The sequence below is a fragment of the Paenibacillus sp. sg306046 genome, from assembly GCF_059821225.1.
In genome coordinates this window covers 44825-64409 of the sequence record NZ_JCAMRT010000024.1, presented here as the reverse complement: position 1 = coordinate 64409, position 19585 = coordinate 44825, and the positions used below count along the sequence as shown (strand labels likewise).

Sequence of the window (19585 nt, the reverse complement as noted above, 5' to 3'; positions counted from 1 at the left end):
CAAGTCCGAATTTGCGTTAGAAGCGAGCTGTTCATTCATATAGGCAGGAAATGGCGTTCGCTTGATAAGCGACCAGCAAGGAAATATCCTTCGTCCCGAATTCGTAGGGCATCCCGTTTGTCTGCATCAAGCCTTTTATTTTCTCAAACAAGGCGTAATAGCAGGACAGGTTCGATTTACGGTCAAACACAATTTCGTAAAATGGCTGGTGTTTTTTGACATGGTGAAAAATTCGGATGGACGACGGGTCGAACTCGTTGACCACAAGGTCGGGCGAAACCCGGTACGGTTCATGATACGCGTCTTCCAAATCCTTGAGCAGCTTGTTCAGATGCTCGTCAAACAAGTCCGCGACATCCTTGTAATGTAAATAAAACGTGCCCCGGCTTACCCCCGCTTCGCCGCAAAGAACGGAAACGGAAATAGATTCCAGCGCTTTTGTTTTTAACAAGGCCAGCAGCGCCTGGTGCAACGCTTTTTTGGACTTGATCACTCTTAAATCTTGTTCGTTCATGATCTCAGAAGCCCGCTGTCCAGCCTGCATCTGCAGTAATGACGGCCCCGTTTACAAAGCTCGACTCATCGGAAGCGAGGAACAACGCAACCTGGGCGATCTCTTCCGGCTGGCCTGCGCGCGGAATGACGCCTTGGGTAACCTTGGTGCGGGAAGCGCCGAACTCATTGATATGGCTCATCGTGGTGCCTATGCCTGTAATCGTCGTGCCAGGAGCAATCGCATTGCAACGAATGTCTTTTTGCGCGTACATAACGCCTCTCGTATTAACGTCGAAAATAAGATCCCATTTTTCATCCGTTACATCGCCCGCAGCCGCCATGCTATCCATGATCCCCGCATTATGATGTCCGGGTGCGAGATACACGACCCGGCCCAGCCCGTAAGACCGTGCCCATGCGGCGGGCCAGCTTTCTCCCTCATGCGCGTAGGTCAGCAATAAATCCAGCTGCGCCAGCGGATCAAGCTCGAAGCGGTAAGGCTCCTCTTTGACCGAAAACAGCTCCAGTCCCTCGACTAGCGGATGCACGGAATCGGTCAGCTGGAAGGACAGCGACGTATAGGGCGGATGTCCGGTAAATCGTGCTCCGATCAGCTGGCTCAGCTCAGGGCTGGCCTGGAGAGAGCTGCCATTGTGAAGCACCAGCAGCTCCCCGCCGCCCGCGACAAATTGGAGCAGGCCCGACGTCAACCAGCCGTTCCTGGATCGCATCCAGCCGACGATACGGCGCATCCTCGTTGTTTCCGATCAGCAGTGCTCGTAACGCTCCCATGCTCGCAGACCTCCCGTGATTTCTTGACAACAAGCGCTTGCTGCCAAGCCGGCACATGCAGTACCCGTACCAGCTTGTCCGTTCACAGCTGCCGATACTGCCAGCCTCAGATGAAATGTTGACGATTGGCTTGCTGTCGCTACGCATTTACCAGGCGTAGGCTTCCGGCGCAGCGCCGCCCAAACCGGGGAATATGCGGTCCAGCTCCTTGAGCGAAGCTTCATCCAGTGTGATCTCGACAGCGCGGAGCGTGTCCTGCAGCTGCTCGACCGTCCGCGGCCCGATAATCGGGGCGGTGACCGCCGGGTTGGCGAGCAGCCAAGCCAGCGCTACATGAGCAGGCTTCTCGCCAAGCTCCGCGCAGAACGCGTCGAAGGCTTCCAGCTGCGCGCGGTACCGCTCAATGCGCTGATCCCCCTGCTTGCCTGTGCGGGCTCCTTTGTCCGCCGACAATGCCCGGCCTCCGAGCAATCCGCCTGCAAGCGGGCTCCAGACGATGACCCCCAGGCCCAGATCCTGGGCGGCGGGCAGCACCTCCAGCTCTGCGTTGCGGTTGACCAGGTTATAAATATGCTGCTCGCTGACGAGCCCGAGGAAATGGCGTTCCTTCGCGGCCGCTTGCGCCTTCGCCAGGTGCCAGCCTGCAAAATTGCTCGATCCGATATAATCGACCTTGCCCTGGTTTACGACTCCTTCAAAGGCGCCCCACAGCTCCTCCCAAGTCGTACGCCGATCAATATGGTGCATCTGGTACAGCTCGACGTGATCGGTTTGCAGCCGGCGGAGCGAATGTTCGAGATGGCGGCGAATTTTAAAGGCAGACAAGCCTGACTCGTCATTCGGACCGTACAGCGAGTTATGGAGCTGTCCGTACACCTTTGTCGCCAGCACGACCCGCTCCCGGCGGTTGCCGCCTGATGCAAACCAGTTGCCGATAATCGTCTCGGTTGCGCCGGAATTTTCTTTCCAGCCATATACGTCAGCAGTGTCAAAAAACGTAATGCCCGCCTCCAGCGCCGCATCCATAATGCGGAACGATTCCTCCTGATTCGTATCGACGCCGAAATTCATCGTGCCCAGGCACAGTCGGCTCACTTTTAACCCGGATTTGCCTAAATACGTATAATGCATTGAATATTCGCCTCTTTCTTAGTCTAGTAGTCAGCCTCTGCTTCCAAGCGCAAGTCGCATGTATACCGCTCTTTCACGCTCTGCTCTGGTTGCGCCTGGCTCTGCTTTTCTTGCTGTACCCGCTTAAATAAACGGACGACGATCCAGCACCTTGTTCAGCACCCGGTCCGCCTTGACCAGCTCGGGCAGCGCCGACTGGACAATTGCCAGCGCGCATACCGATCCGCATAACGCATGCAGATCGTCGAACAGCGAATCCTCCGGTCCTGCCGTCATGCCGTCCAGGAAGTCAAGGAACCGGATGCCGATGACGCGAATGGCCGCCTGCAGCTCATCCGCCCGATGATCCGTTTGCGCCCCGGCGCTGACCAGCGTGTACAAAATGTCCAGCTCCAGGAACGAAAACTTGTGCGAGGACAGCGGCATTTGGCCGGAAGCATACAAGCTCAGGCAGGTGTTCACCAACTGGTCCGGGTAGCGCAGCGAACGCTGGCGGTAGTTAAGATTGAACAAATAATGAAAGGAGCCGGCCAAATGATGAAACAGCGGCGCCCCGTCTTGGTCAGCTTGGTCGGTGCTGCCCGCGCTCACGGCTCCCTTCCGCCACAGCCCGGTTTCCGGATCGGCTTCCCGATCCAGCCAATCGAAATACCACCGTTCCCACTGCTCGTCCGCTTCACCGGCCAGCACAAGCGCCGCATAAATGCCAGCGCCCTTCTGCGATTCGCTCCATGGCTGACGGATCCAGTCAAGGCTGTCCATAAAGATCTCAAGCGCAGCCTGCTCCTTCACAGCATACAGCTCCGCCAGCGGATGCAGCGGCTTGCCGTCCAGCAGCTCCAGCGCCGAAATGACGTACGCCGTGCCATGAATCGGATGATGTCCCGCTCCGGGAAAAAGCCCTCCTTGCGGCTGCTGGAAGCTTTGGAGCGACCGAACCCAGTCCTCATGCTCCGGGTCTCCCGCTTGCGGCAGCTCGCCGAGCGTGTATAGCATAATGGCCGCATCGGCGCAAGCATACAAATCCGGCTCTGCCGAGCCGGTCAGCTTCTGGCGGTACGCTCCGGCCGGCCCGATCCGATGAGCTGCGATAGAACGGCTTACTTTGTGCAAAAATGGTTCGATAGATGTCATTCGAGCAGCGCCTCGCTTATGGTTGGATGTCCTCTATTGTAGTTGAAATAGAACGTGACAGCTATGATTGAATGGCAGTATTATATAACCTAATGACAGATTTGTTGCTCTGATGACAACATGGAAGATCATGAAAGGAGGACGCCGGACGATGACGGCTTACAAGATGGACCATCATTTGCTGGAAACCCAGCAGCAGGATATCCAGTTCTACTATACCGGCACGGAGCAATGCGCGCCCGGACATTCGTGGGGGCCGGGAATCAAGGACCATTACAAGATTTTGTATATTCATAGCGGCAAGGGGCTGTACCGGACCGGCCATGCAACGTACCACTTGTCCAAAGGGTATGCGTTTCTGCTGTCTCCGGACGTGATCAGCTATTACCAGGCGGATCAGGCGGACCCGTGGAGCTATTCCTGGGTAGCCTTTAATGGCGGACAAGCAGCGGCTTACCTGCAGCAGGCCGGATTTACGTCGGAATATCCGATTATTGCCTGCGATCGCGATCATGATATTCGCCAATGCTTCAACAAGCTGTTCGACGCCAATCAGCAGTTGTACCGCAAGCCGCTGCAGATGACGTCGGCCTTGTACGCCTTTCTGGCACTGGTGCTCGAATCGGCGCAAAAAAAGCCCTCCCTGCCTCAAAACGGCAGCCTGAAGGACTCTTATGTGGCGCAGGCGATCAGCTTTATGGAGACAAATTATTCCCAGCCGATTACGATTGAAGAGCTGGCGCAAGCGCTCGGACTGAATCGGAAATACATCACCAGCCTGTTCAAATCGGCTGTCGGCATCCCGCCGCAAACGTACTTGGGCCAATACCGGCTGAAAAAAGCGGGCGAGCTGCTCGTCGACTCCGCCTTGTCGATCAAGGAAATCGCCTATTCGGTCGGTTATACGGATCAGTTGATCTTCTCCCGTACGTTCAAGAAGTTTTACGGGAGCTCGCCCAGCCAGTACCGGGAGGCGGAGCAAGCGGGGGTTGGCGAGCAGCGTTTTGTACTTCAGGACAACGATATCCAGGGGGGGCAAAATGTTTTTACTAAGACTTAAACCAGCTTATTTAATTGTGATGTATGCGGCTTGCCTGTTATTTCCATTTTCATTCGGTTTTATCTTAAATTTGGATTTATTTTTTGTGGGGCAACTATCGGTCTTTTGCGGTTGTACCTTACTATTTGTATATGTAATGGTCTTAGGTGATAACTTGTACAAAAAAGCGCGTAGGCAAGGGATGGCAGTCACCAGTAGGTCTAGAATGTTGAATGTTCTCTTTTTGATATACATTCAAACCTATTTAGCGGTATTTACGCTCGGAAATGTTGACTTGATACTGTTAGTCCCTTTTCATTTCGTCACCATGGGGGCTAGCGGATTTGTTTTATATCATACCTATCGTTTGTTTATATCTTTGGAAAGAAGAGAAGCTGTGTCCAGAGCGGAAGCATTTCGAGCACTAACTGAGCTATTTAAGAAAAATAAGAACTACATCAGCATATTAGAAGCCCAAAGGCGGGTAAATAAATGTTTTGAGGACTAGCGTTCCGAGAAAGAAATGCCTGCAGCCTTCACCGGGAGCCAGCTGCAACCAGCTTGGCGACAGCCTCTTCGTCCGAGACCACGAAAAAGAGATCCTTGCCCTTGTTGCTTTCATACATGAATGCCGTCAGGCTCTGACTTGTGTAGGCGGAAAAATCGCCGACGATGGCCAATCTGGTTTGATACGTCATAAACTTCTGCAAAACTTCGCCGGCCAGCCGCGTTTTCAAGTTGAAGAAGTCTTCACTAAACGCTGTCTTCGGCAAAATAAGGTGACTGCAGCCGGCTTCAAAGCGGACCGTTCCGATCAAATCCAGCGCCGACTGGACGTCGGTAATCAACGTCTCGTCACTCGTAATGACAGCGATGTCAAGCTGCTGCTCGCAAATTAGGGTGATGTTCATGTTCAGGCTAGTCCTCCGGTTCATTATTGTGTGAGAATCAGTCCCCGAAGACGTTACTTGAATTGCCCGGAGTTGTCAAGCTGTATGGCGCATATATTTAAGCAAGGAAGGTGCATCCATTGAAGCTGGATCGACTGTTGGCGATGACGATGCTGCTGTTGAATCGCAAGCGAATCGGCGCCCGCGAGCTCGCGGAGCGCTTTGAGGTATCGCTTAGAACCGTATACCGGGACATGCAGACGATTAACCAGGCGGGTATCCCGATCGTCTCCTACGACGGGGCGGGCGGCGGCTATGAAATTATGGCGGCGTACCGGCTGGATCGGCAGTTTTTGTCGATGGAGGAGCTGCAGTCCATTATTGTCGGGTTAAAAGGAATTCGCTCCAGCGTCGGCGACCAGGAGGTCGAGGCGCTGCTCGACAAGGTTGGCGCGTTGCTCACCAGATCGGAGCAGCATACTGTCGCAGAGCTGACGCCTGAATTGGTCATCGACATGAATCCATGGCGCAGCGGCAGCGCCGACAAAGCAAATGCCCAGTCGCTGCGGACCGCGATTCGCCAGACGCAGCTTGTGCATTTTCAGTATACGGACTCGCAAAGTGAGCTTTCCTTCCGAACTGTAGAGCCGTTGACGATTGTGGTGAAGGGCTGGAGCTGGTATTTGCATGCGTATTGCTTGCTGCGGCAAGATTTTCGGGTATTCCGGCTGTCGCGGATGAAGAACATCGCCATCCTGTCCGAAACATTCACCCGCCGGGCCGAGGCGCTGGAGCAGCTGAGCTACGAAAGCGGACAAGCCGCCCCATCCACTGCGATTACCCTTGTGCTGCATCTGCAGCCGAATGTCCGCGCCCAGGCAGAGGATTATTTCCGTCCTGAGCAAATCGTTACGCAGCCCGACGGGACTTTACTGATTACAGCAACCCAGCCGGATGAGCCTTGGCTGCATCAGATGCTGTTTGGCTACGGCCCGAGCCTGCGTGTGCTGGAGCCGCCGCATATTGCCCGGATTCTCAAGGAAAAAGCGCAGCAGCTTGTGGATTTGTATAGCTGATCAGCAAGGAATTAACGCTGACATGCTGTTGTCAGTGGATGATCGGTATAATGGGGTCATGACTTGCCGGTATTTCCGGCGGCACAACAAAGGAGGCCTCTCATGTTTACAACGATCCCGTCTTTCCTTGCCGAATGGCAGCAAGAATCCCAAAGCACGCAGCGTGTGCTGGACACGCTCACGGATGCTTCCTTGAACCAGGGTAGCGAAGCAAATTGCCGCCCGCTGGGGCAAATCGGCTGGCATCTTGCGACCACGATCCACGAAATGCTGACGCGTACCGGATTAAGCTTCTCCGGGCCGGAAGGCGAAGAAAAAGCGCCGGCCTCGGCTGCGCAAATTGCTGAAGCGTACCGTCAGACCTCGCAAGCGATGATGGATGCCATCCAGTCCCAGTGGACGGATGCGAAGCTGGCCGAGACAAGCGATATGTACGGCAGCCTATGGCCGAACGGGCTGACGCTGCGAATTTTCATTTCCCATGAAATCCATCACAGAGGGCAAATGACGATGCTGATGCGCCAGGCCGGGCTGCGCGTCCCTGACATCTACGGCCCGACGCGCGAGGATTGGATCGAAAGCGGCAGCCAGCCGCAGCTGTAACAGGCTTGTGCTGCGCCGGAGTGACGGCAGCCAGGCGCGAAGCTGGCCGAAGCGCTGGAGCGCAAGGTGCAAAACATGCAGCTAGGCGAAGCTGGCCGAAGCTGGGGCGCAAGGTGCGAAGCATGCAACCAGGCGAAGCTGGCCGAAGCTGGGGCGCAAGGTGCGAAGCATGCAACCAGGCGAAGCTGGCCGAAGCTGGGGCGCAAGGTGCAAAACACGCAGCCAGCCTCGGCCAGCTTATCAACAGGTCCAGCTCCATAAAAGGGGCGCATAAAAGGCAGGAGCCTTCACGCAAGCGGTGAATGCTCCTGCCTTTTTGCATACCCTGCAATTTCCGCGCCATTGACCGACCGATTCATGTGTTGTTTCCTTCTGCGCCTATACGGCTGCTCATTTCCTGAATGCTCAGATGATCTGAAATAAAGGGCTTTCCCGCACATGATGCACCGGAACCGCCGGGAACATCGCGGCCAGTCGTTCCGCCAGCAGCTTCATCCCCGGCTCCTCGCTTTCGGCATGCCCTAAGACAAGCAGCGCCTTACGCTTTCCTTGCCGGATCGCTTCGCGCACATATTCCGGCGTTTCCCATTCCGGTCCTTCGCCGTAGATCAGCAGCTCGACGTCCTCCCGCTCGAATAGCGGGATCGCCGTCGCGCCGCCGCCCCGGTACCCGGCCAGCAGGCCGAGCCGGGTACAAACCATGTCCGGATCTCCGAGAAGCCGGACATACGGAATGCCGAGCCGCTGCTTGACCAGCCGGGCGATGTCCTTCAACGGAGCCGGAGGAATGGCCAGCAGCGAAGCCGCAGGCTGATGCTCGCGCACATACGGCTCCCACGCCAGCTCACGGAGCAGGCCGACCATAATGCCGTCCGGCTTGTAGCGGTGCATGTAGTCATGGAAGCGAAACACCGCAATATTCGTCTGCTCGATAAATTGCCGCTTGGCTTGCTGCACGGAGCCTGCGCTGCTGCCGCTCTCGGCTTCGTCCCAGTGCGAGAAAAACAGTCCTTCATGCGCAATGACCAGATTAGCCTGCCTCGCCAGCGCTTGCTCCAACACCGATTGAGTCGGCATGAAGGCCGTCACGATGCCTGTCACTTCCATCTGCGGATCGCCGAACTTCAGTGTGTCTACCGTTTGCTCCAGCTTGCCTGCAGGCTGAATCAGCGCCTCAATCACCATTTGTACAGTCGGTCGCACGGGCTTCCCTCATTTCCCTAATTCCGTCATATTCATGCCGGTATGTTCAGGCTTTCCTTACATGCCGTTCGGATAAACGATCACCTTCAGGGTGCTGCTTTTATGCTTCGAGGCCTGCTCCAGCGCTTCGCCGGTTTGGTCAAGCGTGTATTTGCCGCTGATGAGCGCCTCCGTCTCGACCAAGCCCGATGCCAGAAATTCAATGCCCATCGGGTAGGTGTTGGCGTAGCGGAAGATGCCGGCAATATCCAGCTCATTGTCCGCGATAAATGGAATCGGCAGCGGAATGTCATCCTGCGCAGGCAGCCCGATGATCGCCAGCTTGCCTCCGCGCCGGATCGACTGGAGCGCAGAGCGCAGTGCGTGAGGACTGCCCGCCGTCTCCCAGGCCACATCCACGCCTTCCCCGCCGGTCAGCTCTCGGATTATCGCCGCCGCATCGTGCTCTCTGGCGTTAATGGCATGGGTCGCTCCCATCCGGAGCGCCGCCTCCAGCCGCTTCGTCTCCAGATCGGTGACGAAAATCCGGCTTGCGCCAAACGCTTTGGCTGCGGCAACCGCCATCAGCCCAACCGGCCCCATCCCCATGATGGCGATGGTGGAGCCTGGCTGCAGCCTGGTGCGCTTCGCCGCATGAATGCCAACCGAAAACGGCTCGTTCAGCGCCGCCGTCTCGAAGCTTAGCTGATCGGGGATCGGAAATACGCAATCCTCGCGGATCGTGATATATTGGACGAACGCCCCGTCTACCGGCGGCGTCGCCAGAAATTGCACATCAGGACACAGATTGTAGCGTCCCTCCTTGCACAAGCGGCATTGGCCGCAGGTGACGCCAGGCTCGACCGCGACCCGGTCGCCGGGCTGCACGCGCTTCACGGCGGACCCCACCGCCCGGACGATCCCGGAGCATTCATGGCCGAGAATAATCGGCTTCTCCACGACGAAGCGGCCGATGCGGCCTGTTTCGTAATAGTGAACGTCAGAGCCGCAAACCCCGACCGCCATCACTTGAATCAATGCTTCATTTGGCCCCGGAACAGGGACTGGCAGCTCCTGAATGACAATTTCTCCTGGCTGCGGCATGACCGCCGCCTTCATGGTTGCTGGCAAGCTGAACATCGTTTCATCCTTCTTTCAATTGGAGTAGTGGCGCGCCTGACGCGAGCCGGTCAAGCTGTCTACCCCTTGACAGAGCCGAGCAGCGCGCCTTGGGGGACATGCTTTTGCAGGAATGGATAGCGGGCGGCTGCAAATGTAAAACCAGACTGTCGAGATCGTCTCGACAATCTGGTCAGCCTCGCGGTCTGTCCAGACCGGACATCAGACCGTGGACAGAGGCAGCCCGTGCCCGGCTTATTCATACGGGGCGATTTCCTGAATGGAGCCGTCCTCGTTGTAATAAAGCTCGGCATACTTGACGCAGCGCTTGTGGTTCACTCCGCCGGATAGCGAGCAGTCGTGATAAAATAAAACCCATTTCTCGTCAACCTGCACAATCGAATGATGCGTCGTCCAGCCGCTCACGGGCGCAAGCAGCCTCCCTTTGTACACATAAGGCCCCTGCGGCCGCTCGCTCACCGCATACACGAGGTAATGCGTCGTTCCGGTTGAATACGACAAGTAATACAAGCCGTTGGCTTTGTGAAGCCACGCGCCTTCAAAAAACCGCCGCTCCTCGTCACCCGCCGTAAGCGGCTGACCCGCTTCATCAACGATCGACACAGGCTGCGGCGCCTGCTTAAAGGTCAGCAGATCGTCGCTTAATTCCGCGATCTGCGGTCCGAGTGCGGGCAGCGCTCCGTCCGGACCCGCCGCCTCCGCGTTGAAGCGGCCCTCCTGCCATTTCTCCAGCTGCCCGCCCCACAGACCGCCGAACACCATATAAGCCCGCTGATCCTCATCAACCAGCACGGCCGGATCGATGCTGAAGCTGCCCGGGATATAGCTCTCCTCCGCCTGGAACGGCCCCGACGGCGAAGCGCTTGTGGCCACGCCGATCCGGAAGATGCCTTCCCGGTCCCGGGCCGGGAAAAACAAATAATACGTATTGTTTCTATACGCGGCATCCGGCGCCCAAAGCTGCTTGGAAGCCCACGGAATGTCCTTGAGGTGAAGCGCTTCCCCGTGATCCACGCACGGAGAAGTGAGAGTATCCATGGACAGCACATGGTAATCCTCCATCGCATACTGATCGCCGTTATCATTGGAGGGGCCATCGTGGTCGAGATCATGCGAAGGATAAATATAAATTTTGCCTTCAAATACATGCGCGGACGGGTCTGCCGTATAAATATGCGTCACCAGCGGTTCTTTGGGCTTCGACGAGTTCATGAGAATACGCTCCTTTTTTTGGGGGTGTTGGGGGATGTCATCAGTTCCGGGCAGCCGGTCGCGGACGCGCTCGCGCTCGAAACCCTCTTGCTCACACCGACCTTTGTGGCGGCAATCTTCAGACGTACGCTCGCACAAACGGTCTGCGCGGGCGGTATTGCTCGGGCATTCATCCGCTGCTCGGCCTCAGGTCAGGACCAGCCAAGTGTTTTCTTGCCTGCTTCCAGCGCGGCAATAATACGCTCCACGTCATAGACACTGCCCGTCCATGTCCCTCCGCTGACCGATTGCAGCGCAGCCCATAGCCGGGTATCGGCGGGAAGCTTGGGGTCTGCAGCCAGGCCGGGATGCGGCTCGCGAGCGGCCAGCATGGCGGCGCCTTCCTCCGGCGTCAGCGCTGTCTCCGTCTCCGCGTCACCGACAACATGCAGACTGCCTTCAAGGCTGTTGCGGTCGATCACGATATCAATCCAGTCGCCGTCGCGCAGCTTGCCGATCGGACCGCCCGCCAGCGCTTCCGGCCCGACGTGCCCGATGCAGGCGCCGGTCGACACGCCGGAAAACCGGGCGTCGGTAATAAGCGAAACATGCTTGCCGAACGGCAAATGCTTCAGCGCCGAGGTCAGCTGGTACGTTTCCTCCATGCCTGTCCCCGAAGGTCCCCGCCCGATGAGCGCCATCACATCACCTGCCTGGATACGCCCTGTCTTGATCGCAAGGATCGCTTCCTTCTCCGAGGTAAACACCTTCGCCCGGCCCCGGTGGCGATACACGCCATCCGGCTGTACGACCGACGGATCAATGGAGGTGGACTTCATGACCGACCCTTCAGGGGCGAGGTTGCCTATCGGAAAGGTGATCGTGGAAGTCAAGCCCCGCTCGCGAGCCCGGGCCGGACTCATGATCACCTCGTCCGGATCAACGCCGTCCAGCTCTCGCAGCTTGCGGCGCATCGTCTGCCGCCGTTCGCTTTGCTCCCACCAGTCGAGCACCGTCTTCAAGGTTTCGCCGCTGGCGGTCAGCACCTGCTCCTCAAGTACGCCGAGCCGCCGCAAATGAAGCATGACCTCGGGGACGCCCCCTGCGAGAAATACCCGGACAGTCGGATGATCGTCCGGACCGTTCGGCAGCACGCTGACAAGCCGGGGCACCCGCTTGTTGATCTGAATCCAGTCCTGTACCGTCGGCACAGGCAGACCCGCTGCATGCGCAATCGCCGGAATATGCAGCAGCAGGTTGGTAGAGCCGCCAAAAGCCGCATGCACGGCCATCGCATTGCGGATCGCCGCTGCTGTTAACATATCCTTCAGCTGCAGCCCCCGCTCCTCCAGCTGCATCATCGCACGGGCCGACTGTCCGGCCAGCGCCAGCCAAACCGGTTGCCCGGACGGCGCAAGCGCCGCATGAGGCACCGTCATCCCAAGCGCCTCGGCAACGACCTGGGCGGTGGCCGCCGTCCCGAAAAACTGGCAGCCGCCGCCAGGTGTCGCACAGGCGCGGCAGCCAAGCTCTGCGGCTTCCTTGAGGCTCAACTCGCCGCTTGCGTAACGCGCGCCGATCGTCTGTATTTTCCCCGCATCCTCCCCATCGGTGGGCGGCAGCGTCACGCCTCCGGGTACGATGACGGAAGCCAGTCCGGGCAGGCCGGCCAGCGCCATCATCATGGCGGGCAGCCCCTTGTCGCAGGTGGCGATGCCAAGTATGCCGCGGCGTGTCGGCAGCGAGCGAGCCAGCCGCCGAAACACAACAGCCGCATCATTACGGTAAGGCAGCGAGTCGAACATCCCCTCCGTTCCTTGCGAACGCCCGTCGCATGGATCGCTGACATACCCGGCAAACGGCACCCCGCCTTGCGCGGCAATTTCTTCGGCAGCGGCCTGAACGAGCAAGCCGATCTCCCAATGCCCGGTATGGTAGCCGAGCGCTACAGGGCTGCCGTCTTCCTTGCGGATGCCGCCCTGGGTGCTGAGCAGGAGGTATTGCTTGCCCTGCAGCCGGGAAGGCTGCCAGCCCATCCCGACGTTTTGGGTCAGCCCGAACAGCTCGCCGCTTGGCGCATGCCGGAGCATGTCCGGCGTAAGCGGCAGCGCGCCGGACGGCCCGGCTGCGTGCGAAGCGAGCTCGTAGAGGTCCGCTCCTTCCTCGCTTCCCCCCATGATCCTATCCAATAATTCGCTCATCGCTATGCCGATCCTCCTTGAGATCGAGTCGGTAAGGTGAAGCTTTTGCTCCGCTCAGGCTTTAACAAACACGGTTTTGATCGACGTGAAAAATTCAATCGCCGCCTGGCCCTGCTCGCGGGAGTGGGAGCTGGACTGCTTCATACCGCCGAACGGGGCTTGCAGCTCCACACCTGCCGTTTCAGAGTTGACGCGAATAAGCCCCGCATCCATATCCTGAATGAAATGCAGCAGGTTTCCGATGTTCTGGGTATAAATGGACGCGCTAAGTCCGTAATCCGAATCATTGGCCAGCCGGATGGCGTCCTCCATGGAGTCGGCGACCATCAGCAGCAGGACCGGCCCAAAAATTTCCTCGCGGGCAATCGTCATCTCCGTCGTCACTTCATCGAACAACGCCGGCGTGACATAGAAGCCCTGCTGCAGCTCCGAGTCGTCCGGGCGAACACCGCCATACAGCAGCTTTGCGCCCTCGTCGATCCCCTTTTGGATGTACGCCAGCACGGTGTTCATCTGGCTTTCATTTGCGCACGGTCCCATCCAGGTGGACGCCTCTAACCCATGTCCCACCTTGATCGTCTGCAGCCGCTGCACGAGCTTGTCGCGGAACGCCTCATACACGTCGCGCACGACGATAATGCGGCTGGTCGCGGTGCATTTCTGCCCTGTGGACCGGATGCCGCCGCTGATCGTAGCGTCCGCCGCCAGCTCCAGATTCGCATCGGCCGCGATAAGAATCGGGTTTTTCCCTCCCATTTCCAGCTGGTATTTCGCGCCTCTCGCCAGCGCTGCCTGACCGACCCGCTTGCCAACGTCATTGGACCCGGTAAACGTAATGCCGTTCACATCCGGATGCTCCGCCAGCCCTTGGCCGATCACCGAGCCGCTGCCTGTAACCAGATTGACGACCCCGGCGGGAAATCCGGCCTCGGCGAGGCATTCGATCACCTTGGCCGCAGTCACTGCGGCATCCAGCGCGGGCTTGAGCACAACAGCGTTGCCGTAGACAAGCGCCGGGGCCAGCTTCCAGATCGGGATCGCCACCGGGAAATTCCACGGGGCAATGACACCCACAACACCTAGCGGGACGCGGGTTGTAAACATAAGCGCCTCACTGTCGGTGGAAGGAATGACATCGCCGACCTTGCGCAAGCCTTCGCCCGCATAGTAGCGCAGGATCGCGACGCCCCGGGCCGTTTCTGCGCGGGCTTCGGGCAGCGTTTTGCCCATCTCCCGGGTCATGATGCTCGCAATCTCGTCCAGCCGCTGCTCCAGGATATGGGCTGCTTTATACAGCAGCTCCCCGCGGGCTGCGCCGGAAAGCTTCCGCCAGCCGTACTGCGCCGCTTTCGCCAAAGCTACCGCATCGTTTAAGTCGTCAAGCGACGAAGACTGGACAAAACCGACCGTTTCGCTGCGGTTGGCCGGATTCATACTGGGCACGGTTTGTCCGGTGACGGACGCCCGCCATGCCCCACCGATATAATTGAGATACACAGGCGCTTCAGTAACATGGGCTGCCACGAATTATTCCTCCTTCTGCGGATAAAGCGCTGCATCGTGCATGCAGCTTCAATTGGGCTGTTGCCCGGCTTCGAGTTGTCTGCCAGGATAGCCGGTCGTACTTGTTCAGGCGGCTGCTACGACCGTATTGACGAGCGTGCCGATCCCGGTGATGTCGATCTCAATCCGGTCCCCTGCCGCCAGTGTAAACTCGTTCGGCGGTACAATGCAGGTTCCGGTTAACAGCACCGTCCCTTCGAACATGTCGTTATCCCGTTTGAGGTACGCCGCCAGCTCCTCCAGCTTGCGCTTCAATTGCTTCGTATTCGCTGTTCCTTCGACCGCCAAGCTTCCCTCGCGGTAAATGCGGCAAGTGATCTGCAGACTGTAAGGGTCTGCGACCGTGTCCGCCAGCCTGACCGCCGGGCCAATCGCGCAGGAACGGCGCCATATTTTGGCCTGCGGCAAATACAGCGGGTTTTCACCTTCGATATCGCGGCAGCTCATATCGTTGCCGATCGTGTAGCCGACGATGATCCCGTCCGAATCCAGCACAAGTCCAAGCTCCGGCTCGGGAACTTGCCAGGCAGAGTCGCTGCGCAGCTGCACAGCGCCGTTCGGACCGACGGTCCGCGCAGCCGTCGATTTCATGAAAATTTCCGGCCGCTCCGCATCATACACCTTATCGTAGAAGGTAAGCTGCTCCGCATGGCTGCCCGCCGCTTCGTAGTTGCGGGCTTCTCTGCTGCGCTCATACGTAACGCCGGCCGCCCATACCTCCGGAGCCTCAAGCGGAACAAGCAAGGTTAGCGCGGACTCTTGCTCGGCAAGCGGCGCGGCGGCAGCGGCGGCTTCCTCGACCAGCGCCAGCGCCGATAGCTGCCGGGATCTGGCTGCCTGCAGCAGGGACATGAAATCGGCGTAAGGCAAATCATAAATTACGCCAGCATCCGTTACGGCGGCCAGCTGCGGTTGAGAAGCTTTGACATATCGGATGATTCTCATCGTACAGGAACACTCCCATTTGTTTTATATTATAAAACTATGTTCTTGAAAAAGTTTACGCCGACCCTCATCGAGCCCGGATTAACGAAAGGACAAGGCCCGGTTGAACGCGCAGGCCAAGGCCTAGCTCCGATACCCGAGGAGAGCGGATATGCTGGCCGCTTCGCTGCGGAGCAAGGCGATAAACTGCGCAAACTGCGCATCATCAACCGCGGAGATAAGCGTTGATAAGCTCATCGCTGCGATAACGTGACCCGAATGGTTACGGATCGGAGCGGCTGCGCACCGTACGCCCTGCTCATTCTCCTCGTGATCGACAGCAAATCCCTGCGTCTCCACAACCGCCAGCTCGGCTACAAATTGCTCCCGGTCTGTGATCGTTTGGACCGTGTGCCGGACAAACGGGTACTGCTGCAGCAGCTTGTGGAGCTCCTCCGGCTCCAGATCCGCCGCCAAAATTTTGCCGACCGCGCTCGTATGCAGCGGAATGCGGCGGCCGATGCGCGAATAACGGATCGCGGCTTTTTCTCCCTCGACCTTGTCAATGTAAACGCCTTCCTTGCCTTCGCGAATGACAAGATTCGTCGTTTGCCCTGTGCTGGCTGACAACGATACAAGATGCTTGCGGGCGACCTCGCGAATGTCGAGCTGCTGGAGCAGCAGCTGTCCCTTCTCGATCAGCCGGATGCCGAGCCGGTATTTGCCGGAATCGGCATTCTGGTCGATGTAGCCGTGGATTTGCAGCGTTTTCAACAAGGCATGCACCGTGCTTTTGTGCAGCGCCATCTTTTCGCTGATTTCGGTAATTTTTAACTCGGTCGTATATTCATCAAATAAGTCGATAATACGCAGCGCTCTGTCTAACGCTTGAATGAGGGGCATCTGTAATCTCCCGATCCTGGCATTTGTTTTATATTATAAAACCAAGTTCTTGAATTCAGCTAAATCTTAGCACGAACTGCGCCAAGGATCAATCCCCGATCTGCCGGCGGTCTTTGCTGCAGGCGGTTGCCGCAGTTCCGGCAGCTCGGGGACGCCGAATGCCGCCCACAGTCATGCGGCATTGTGCCTGGCGGGTCATGGTTGTCCGTGATGCCGTGCCAGACCGCCAGCTCCTGCCAGGCGTGGGGCTGCCCTGCCAAACGTCCGGCAGTTTGGCAGCTATTTGCTCACGGACGCGTAGTAATCCGCAAATACGTCGGCGAAGGCATTTGCGGTCAGCAGAGATTCCTGCAGCGTATTGTTGGCGCCGCCGAATTCCAGCAGCAGGCTGCCCGACGAGACGGATTGATTATATTCCCCGTCACCTTGACTGGAATCTTTCAGCAGCACACCGCGCGATAAGCCGGGATATTTCTTTTCCAGCCCTTCGTGCAGGGCTTGCGCAAACTTTTTATTTTTCGGGTACTGGTTGTGGCTCGTCCCGATGACAAATAAAATTCGCGCATACGTCTTGCCGCCGATCGTTACCGAGGTGTTCGCCCTGGGCACATCGCTGTCCCGGTGAATATCGAAAAAATAAGATAACGAAGGGCTTGCTTTCGCAGCAGTCTGGACCGCTTTACGAGACACGACATAGGAATGCCCAAACCCAAGCTTTTGCTCCGCGAGCTGCTCGGCAAAGTCCATATTGGACGCAAAGGACGAAATCCCCTTCTGCTCCAGTACGGTCCCGAGCTGCTTGCCGACCAGCGTAATGTTTGTCGTCCGGTCGTCAATGGAGGCGCCGGCTGTGCTGCGGGCGACATTTTTCCATGATTCGCGATTATGCGTATGGTAAATATATACCTGCTTGCCCGCCAGCTTGGCTGCATCCGCATCGCTGCGGCTTGCCGTATCGGTCTCTACCACCCAGGCGGCGACATATGCCGTCGTTTTATTGCCGAGCGAAATCCGGTACCAGTCGCCTTCCTGGGCGACAATCGGATACGACTGGCCAGGCTGCGCCTTGGCGACAATGGCCTCATCAGTGCCCGGTCCCTTGCGCAAATTGGTAACATCGGTAATATGGACAACCGACTCCTTGCCCGGAGCGGACTGTCGGGGCTGGGACGGCGGTTCCGGCTGCGGCGCGCCCGGCTTGCCGGAAGCGGCCTGCGGCGGGTCCTGAATTTGCTCGACGTAGTCGTTGAACACCCAGCCGTTCGTTTTGTCCGACAGCTTGATATGTACCCATTGCTCCTGCTCGTCCAGCACCTCGTAGCGCCCGTTCGGACCAATCATCTGGATGACGGTCGCCGTCAGCTTAGGCGCTGTCCGTACGTTCAGCCGGTCCACCGTGCTTCTGGCGTAGGTGACCTGGGTCGCGTCCTTGCTGCTGCCGGCTTTGGCTTGAGCGCCTGCGGCTCTCGCAGAGGACGGCGTCTGTCCGAATGCGGCATCGGCCGTGCCGAGCAGCAGACATGCACTGACAATTGCACTTCCGATTTGATAACGCAGCAAGAAAGGTCCTCTCCTCTATGTCGAAAATACGGTCAAAGTGTTCAATTCGACAGAGGCGGGCGAAATCCTGCCAGAGTTTGCTGGATTGGGGCGAATCGTCTAAGCGTACGACAACCCTCTCGCTAGCTTTACCTCCAAATTGTAGCGCGTGAAAAAATCGAGGTTAGCGGAAGGCGAGCCTTATGAGTGCCATTAAGCTCAATAACCGCTTGGTGAGCGGCGCTGCCCATTCAGGCTGACTCGCAAGGCTTCTCCGCTTTCAAACGCTGGATTAAAAAATCGCCGTTTGACATCGTAACATTGGTTCTGTTTTCATGGTACCTCCAACCATTACTTAATGCATAGTGAATCAGTTTTGCACAAATGCCAGGTTGCATCAGATTAATTTCCCAATTCACATTCCAGGAAAACAGGATCGCAAAACATGAGGTTTTAGTAGCTGCTGCGTATATTTTGAAGCTTATGTATTCGTTCTCTGAACGTTGATCAATAATACAATAAAATAACTGATTATTAACCGAAACCTTCTTGATTTCCTTTGCAAATAACTTCATGAAGCTCCCCCTAAACCAGCCAATCGACCTTGGCATGCCGCTCAATCGCCTCGATCAAAAACTGACCAAATGACGGACTAATTTGTACCGCCGTCCCTTCTCTTCCCTCAAACCATTGATAGACAGGCGGTTTATGTCCCGCATGCAGCTCTCCTTGAAAAAGCCTGCCTGACCAATGGCCGACCGCCAGCAAAAACTCCCGGTATGCCTGCGGAAGCACGTTGCCGATCACTCGCTCCAGCTCGGCAAGCTCATGCTCCGTACAGCCTGTGAACGACTGCCCGGTCTGCAGCTTTTTATCGCGCAAACGGGCCAAAATTCCATCCTTGCGCCAAAAATCCGGAGCGTTCATTTCCACAGAATCCTCTTTTCCTGTCCTTACTTAGCTCATATCCAGATACGGCGGGCTGGACTGTTCGGGCCTCCGGCGGGATACGCCGCAAATAAAGGTCAAATCAGGCTACAAAGCCAGCAGCGAATCCACGTCAAGGTGAATCACCCCGCCAGGAAACGCCGAGGTTTGCGCGCAGACGGACAGCTTATAGCCGGGATCAAGCTCATATTGCCTGAACCGGTAATGCGCCCATGCATCGCCGGACGCCAGCTCAACAAGCTTGCCCTGCTTGCGGAAGCTGAACGACTTCAGCGGAAGGCCAAGCCCTCTGCCGTCGGCTTTGATCAGAGCCTCCTTCAACGTCCAAATGTCAAAAAAATAGTCCATGCGCTGCTCCTCGGGCAGCGCCGCCAGCTGCGTCAGCTCCGCAGCGGAACATACATGCTCGGCAATGTGCAGATCAAGCGGCTTGACCTGCTCCACATCAATGCCGACCGGACGCGCATCCACCGCGCAGACGACCCAGTCGCCCGCGTGCGAAACATTAAAATGCACAGCGTCAGTTTCTGCCAGCTGCGGCTTTCCATAAGCATTGCAAGCGAATCGAAGCTGGCTGCCCTCCAGCCCGGTCAAACGGCTGATCGCAGTATACGCCAGCAGCTCCCCGATCGCCGAACGGGCGGCGTCCTGCACGTACCGCATACGTGCGACCTTGAGCTGCTTTTCCGGCGACAGCCGGGGGCGAAGCCGGTCCAGCATCGGCCGGTCCGGCTCCGGCGTTAAATGTACAGCAAACACGTGCAGCGTAAGCAAATTCGGTTTCCTCCTGCTCCTCATTCATAGCGCAGCGCTTTCTGTATGTATTCGATCCGA

Annotated in this window: 20 protein-coding genes; 4 read left to right on the top strand and 16 right to left on the bottom strand. The window is 57.5% G+C overall.

Features of this window, described 5'->3' with window-relative positions; all coding sequences use genetic code 11:
- Positions 1 to 31 precede the first annotated feature (31 nt).
- The 4 genes from AC6ROY_RS21100 to AC6ROY_RS21085 form a co-directional block, all read right to left on the bottom strand.
- Positions 32 to 514, bottom strand: a complete 483-nt coding sequence (locus AC6ROY_RS21100; protein WP_500102575.1) for a TetR/AcrR family transcriptional regulator — start codon at positions 512 to 514, stop codon at positions 32 to 34.
- A 4-nt stretch (positions 515 to 518) separates the two neighbouring features.
- Positions 519 to 1247, bottom strand: a complete 729-nt coding sequence (locus AC6ROY_RS21095; protein WP_500102574.1) for an SDR family oxidoreductase — start codon at positions 1245 to 1247, stop codon at positions 519 to 521.
- 187 nt (positions 1248 to 1434) lie between these two features.
- Positions 1435 to 2418, bottom strand: a complete 984-nt coding sequence (locus tag AC6ROY_RS21090; protein ID WP_500102573.1) for an aldo/keto reductase — start codon at positions 2416 to 2418, stop codon at positions 1435 to 1437.
- Between the two features lie 123 nt (positions 2419 to 2541).
- Positions 2542 to 3552 carry a hypothetical protein gene (locus AC6ROY_RS21085; RefSeq protein WP_500102572.1) on the bottom strand — a complete coding sequence of 337 codons (1011 nt, stop codon included), beginning with the start codon at positions 3550 to 3552 and terminating at the stop codon, positions 2542 to 2544.
- A 151-nt stretch (positions 3553 to 3703) separates the two neighbouring features.
- On the opposite strand from AC6ROY_RS21085, the gene AC6ROY_RS21080 reads away from it, so the two are divergent.
- Positions 3704 to 4612, top strand: a complete 909-nt coding sequence (locus AC6ROY_RS21080; protein WP_500102571.1) for an AraC family transcriptional regulator — start codon at positions 3704 to 3706, stop codon at positions 4610 to 4612.
- Positions 4593 to 5099 (top strand): hypothetical protein, encoded by a 507-nt coding sequence (locus tag AC6ROY_RS21075; RefSeq protein WP_500102570.1) that lies wholly within the window; start codon positions 4593 to 4595, stop codon positions 5097 to 5099. The genes AC6ROY_RS21080 and AC6ROY_RS21075 overlap by 20 nt, the downstream gene beginning before the upstream one ends.
- Before the next feature lie 28 nt (positions 5100 to 5127).
- Here AC6ROY_RS21075 and AC6ROY_RS21070 read toward each other — a convergent pair whose 3' ends face one another.
- Positions 5128 to 5502 carry a DUF4180 domain-containing protein gene (locus AC6ROY_RS21070; protein ID WP_500102569.1) on the bottom strand — a complete coding sequence of 125 codons (375 nt, stop codon included), beginning with the start codon at positions 5500 to 5502 and terminating at the stop codon, positions 5128 to 5130.
- Positions 5503 to 5621: 119 nt separating this feature from the next.
- Here AC6ROY_RS21070 and AC6ROY_RS21065 point away from each other — a divergent pair, with 119 nt between their 5' ends.
- Positions 5622 to 6557, top strand: coding sequence for a helix-turn-helix transcriptional regulator (locus AC6ROY_RS21065; protein WP_500102568.1), 936 nt, complete (start codon positions 5622 to 5624; stop codon positions 6555 to 6557).
- Positions 6558 to 6659: 102 nt separating this feature from the next.
- Complete coding sequence (locus AC6ROY_RS21060; protein ID WP_500102567.1) at positions 6660 to 7160, top strand: DinB family protein; 501 nt, start codon at positions 6660 to 6662, stop codon at positions 7158 to 7160.
- A 405-nt stretch (positions 7161 to 7565) separates the two neighbouring features.
- Here AC6ROY_RS21060 and AC6ROY_RS21055 read toward each other — a convergent pair whose 3' ends face one another.
- The 11 genes from AC6ROY_RS21055 to AC6ROY_RS21005 form a co-directional block, all read right to left on the bottom strand.
- A complete protein-coding gene (locus tag AC6ROY_RS21055; RefSeq protein ID WP_500102566.1) occupies positions 7566 to 8363 on the bottom strand; it encodes a Nif3-like dinuclear metal center hexameric protein in 798 nt (265 codons plus the stop codon).
- A gap of 57 nt (positions 8364 to 8420) precedes the next feature.
- A complete protein-coding gene (locus tag AC6ROY_RS21050) occupies positions 8421 to 9482 on the bottom strand; it encodes an NAD(P)-dependent alcohol dehydrogenase (RefSeq protein ID WP_500102565.1) in 1062 nt (353 codons plus the stop codon).
- A 234-nt stretch (positions 9483 to 9716) separates the two neighbouring features.
- Positions 9717 to 10694, bottom strand: a complete 978-nt coding sequence (locus tag AC6ROY_RS21045) for a glycoside hydrolase family 43 protein (protein ID WP_500102564.1) — start codon at positions 10692 to 10694, stop codon at positions 9717 to 9719.
- A 191-nt stretch (positions 10695 to 10885) separates the two neighbouring features.
- Positions 10886 to 12874, bottom strand: coding sequence for a YjhG/YagF family D-xylonate dehydratase (locus tag AC6ROY_RS21040; RefSeq protein WP_500102563.1), 1989 nt, complete (start codon positions 12872 to 12874; stop codon positions 10886 to 10888).
- A gap of 54 nt (positions 12875 to 12928) precedes the next feature.
- On the bottom strand, positions 12929 to 14398 hold the full coding sequence (gene gucD, locus AC6ROY_RS21035) for an alpha-ketoglutaric semialdehyde dehydrogenase GucD (protein ID WP_500102562.1): 1470 nt from the start codon (positions 14396 to 14398) through the stop codon (positions 12929 to 12931).
- Between the two features lie 105 nt (positions 14399 to 14503).
- Positions 14504 to 15382 carry a fumarylacetoacetate hydrolase family protein gene (locus AC6ROY_RS21030; protein WP_500102561.1) on the bottom strand — a complete coding sequence of 293 codons (879 nt, stop codon included), beginning with the start codon at positions 15380 to 15382 and terminating at the stop codon, positions 14504 to 14506.
- A gap of 123 nt (positions 15383 to 15505) precedes the next feature.
- The gene (locus tag AC6ROY_RS21025; protein WP_500102560.1) at positions 15506 to 16264 is read right to left on the bottom strand and encodes an IclR family transcriptional regulator; all 759 of its coding nucleotides are present in this window, start codon (positions 16262 to 16264) and stop codon (positions 15506 to 15508) included.
- A gap of 279 nt (positions 16265 to 16543) precedes the next feature.
- A complete protein-coding gene (gene spoIIP, locus AC6ROY_RS21020; RefSeq protein WP_500102559.1) occupies positions 16544 to 17824 on the bottom strand; it encodes a stage II sporulation protein P in 1281 nt (426 codons plus the stop codon).
- 230 nt (positions 17825 to 18054) lie between these two features.
- Positions 18055 to 18378: a hypothetical protein gene (locus tag AC6ROY_RS21015; protein WP_500102558.1), complete on the bottom strand. Its 324-nt coding sequence runs from the start codon at positions 18376 to 18378 to the stop codon at positions 18055 to 18057.
- Between the two features lie 10 nt (positions 18379 to 18388).
- The gene (locus AC6ROY_RS21010; protein ID WP_500102557.1) at positions 18389 to 18730 is read right to left on the bottom strand and encodes an SMI1/KNR4 family protein; all 342 of its coding nucleotides are present in this window, start codon (positions 18728 to 18730) and stop codon (positions 18389 to 18391) included.
- Between the two features lie 108 nt (positions 18731 to 18838).
- Positions 18839 to 19525, bottom strand: a complete 687-nt coding sequence (locus tag AC6ROY_RS21005) for a 4'-phosphopantetheinyl transferase family protein (RefSeq protein ID WP_500102556.1) — start codon at positions 19523 to 19525, stop codon at positions 18839 to 18841.
- Positions 19526 to 19585 lie beyond the last annotated feature (60 nt).

What these genes read in the sequence shown, in the direction of transcription:
- AC6ROY_RS21095 (WP_500102574.1), bottom strand. Translation starts at nt 1,247, where the DNA reads ATGCGCCGTATCGTCGGCTGGATGCGATCCAGGAACGGCTGGTTGACG.
- AC6ROY_RS21085 (WP_500102572.1), bottom strand. Translation starts at nt 3,552, where the DNA reads ATGACATCTATCGAACCATTTTTGCACAAAGTAAGCCGTTCTATCGCA.
- AC6ROY_RS21070 (WP_500102569.1), bottom strand. Translation starts at nt 5,502, where the DNA reads ATGAACATCACCCTAATTTGCGAGCAGCAGCTTGACATCGCTGTCATT.
- AC6ROY_RS21010 (WP_500102557.1), bottom strand. Translation starts at nt 18,730, where the DNA reads ATGAACGCTCCGGATTTTTGGCGCAAGGATGGAATTTTGGCCCGTTTG.
- AC6ROY_RS21100 (WP_500102575.1), bottom strand. Translation starts at nt 514, where the DNA reads ATGAACGAACAAGATTTAAGAGTGATCAAGTCCAAAAAAGCGTTGCAC.
- AC6ROY_RS21075 (WP_500102570.1), top strand. Translation starts at nt 4,593, where the DNA reads ATGTTTTTACTAAGACTTAAACCAGCTTATTTAATTGTGATGTATGCG.
- AC6ROY_RS21090 (WP_500102573.1), bottom strand. Translation starts at nt 2,418, where the DNA reads ATGCATTATACGTATTTAGGCAAATCCGGGTTAAAAGTGAGCCGACTG.
- AC6ROY_RS21080 (WP_500102571.1), top strand. Translation starts at nt 3,704, where the DNA reads ATGACGGCTTACAAGATGGACCATCATTTGCTGGAAACCCAGCAGCAG.
- AC6ROY_RS21050 (WP_500102565.1), bottom strand. Translation starts at nt 9,482, where the DNA reads ATGTTCAGCTTGCCAGCAACCATGAAGGCGGCGGTCATGCCGCAGCCA.
- AC6ROY_RS21015 (WP_500102558.1), bottom strand. Translation starts at nt 18,378, where the DNA reads ATGAAGTTATTTGCAAAGGAAATCAAGAAGGTTTCGGTTAATAATCAG.
- AC6ROY_RS21030 (WP_500102561.1), bottom strand. Translation starts at nt 15,382, where the DNA reads ATGAGAATCATCCGATATGTCAAAGCTTCTCAACCGCAGCTGGCCGCC.
- AC6ROY_RS21025 (WP_500102560.1), bottom strand. Translation starts at nt 16,264, where the DNA reads ATGCCCCTCATTCAAGCGTTAGACAGAGCGCTGCGTATTATCGACTTA.
- AC6ROY_RS21040 (WP_500102563.1), bottom strand. Translation starts at nt 12,874, where the DNA reads ATGAGCGAATTATTGGATAGGATCATGGGGGGAAGCGAGGAAGGAGCG.
- AC6ROY_RS21060 (WP_500102567.1), top strand. Translation starts at nt 6,660, where the DNA reads ATGTTTACAACGATCCCGTCTTTCCTTGCCGAATGGCAGCAAGAATCC.
- AC6ROY_RS21045 (WP_500102564.1), bottom strand. Translation starts at nt 10,694, where the DNA reads ATGAACTCGTCGAAGCCCAAAGAACCGCTGGTGACGCATATTTATACG.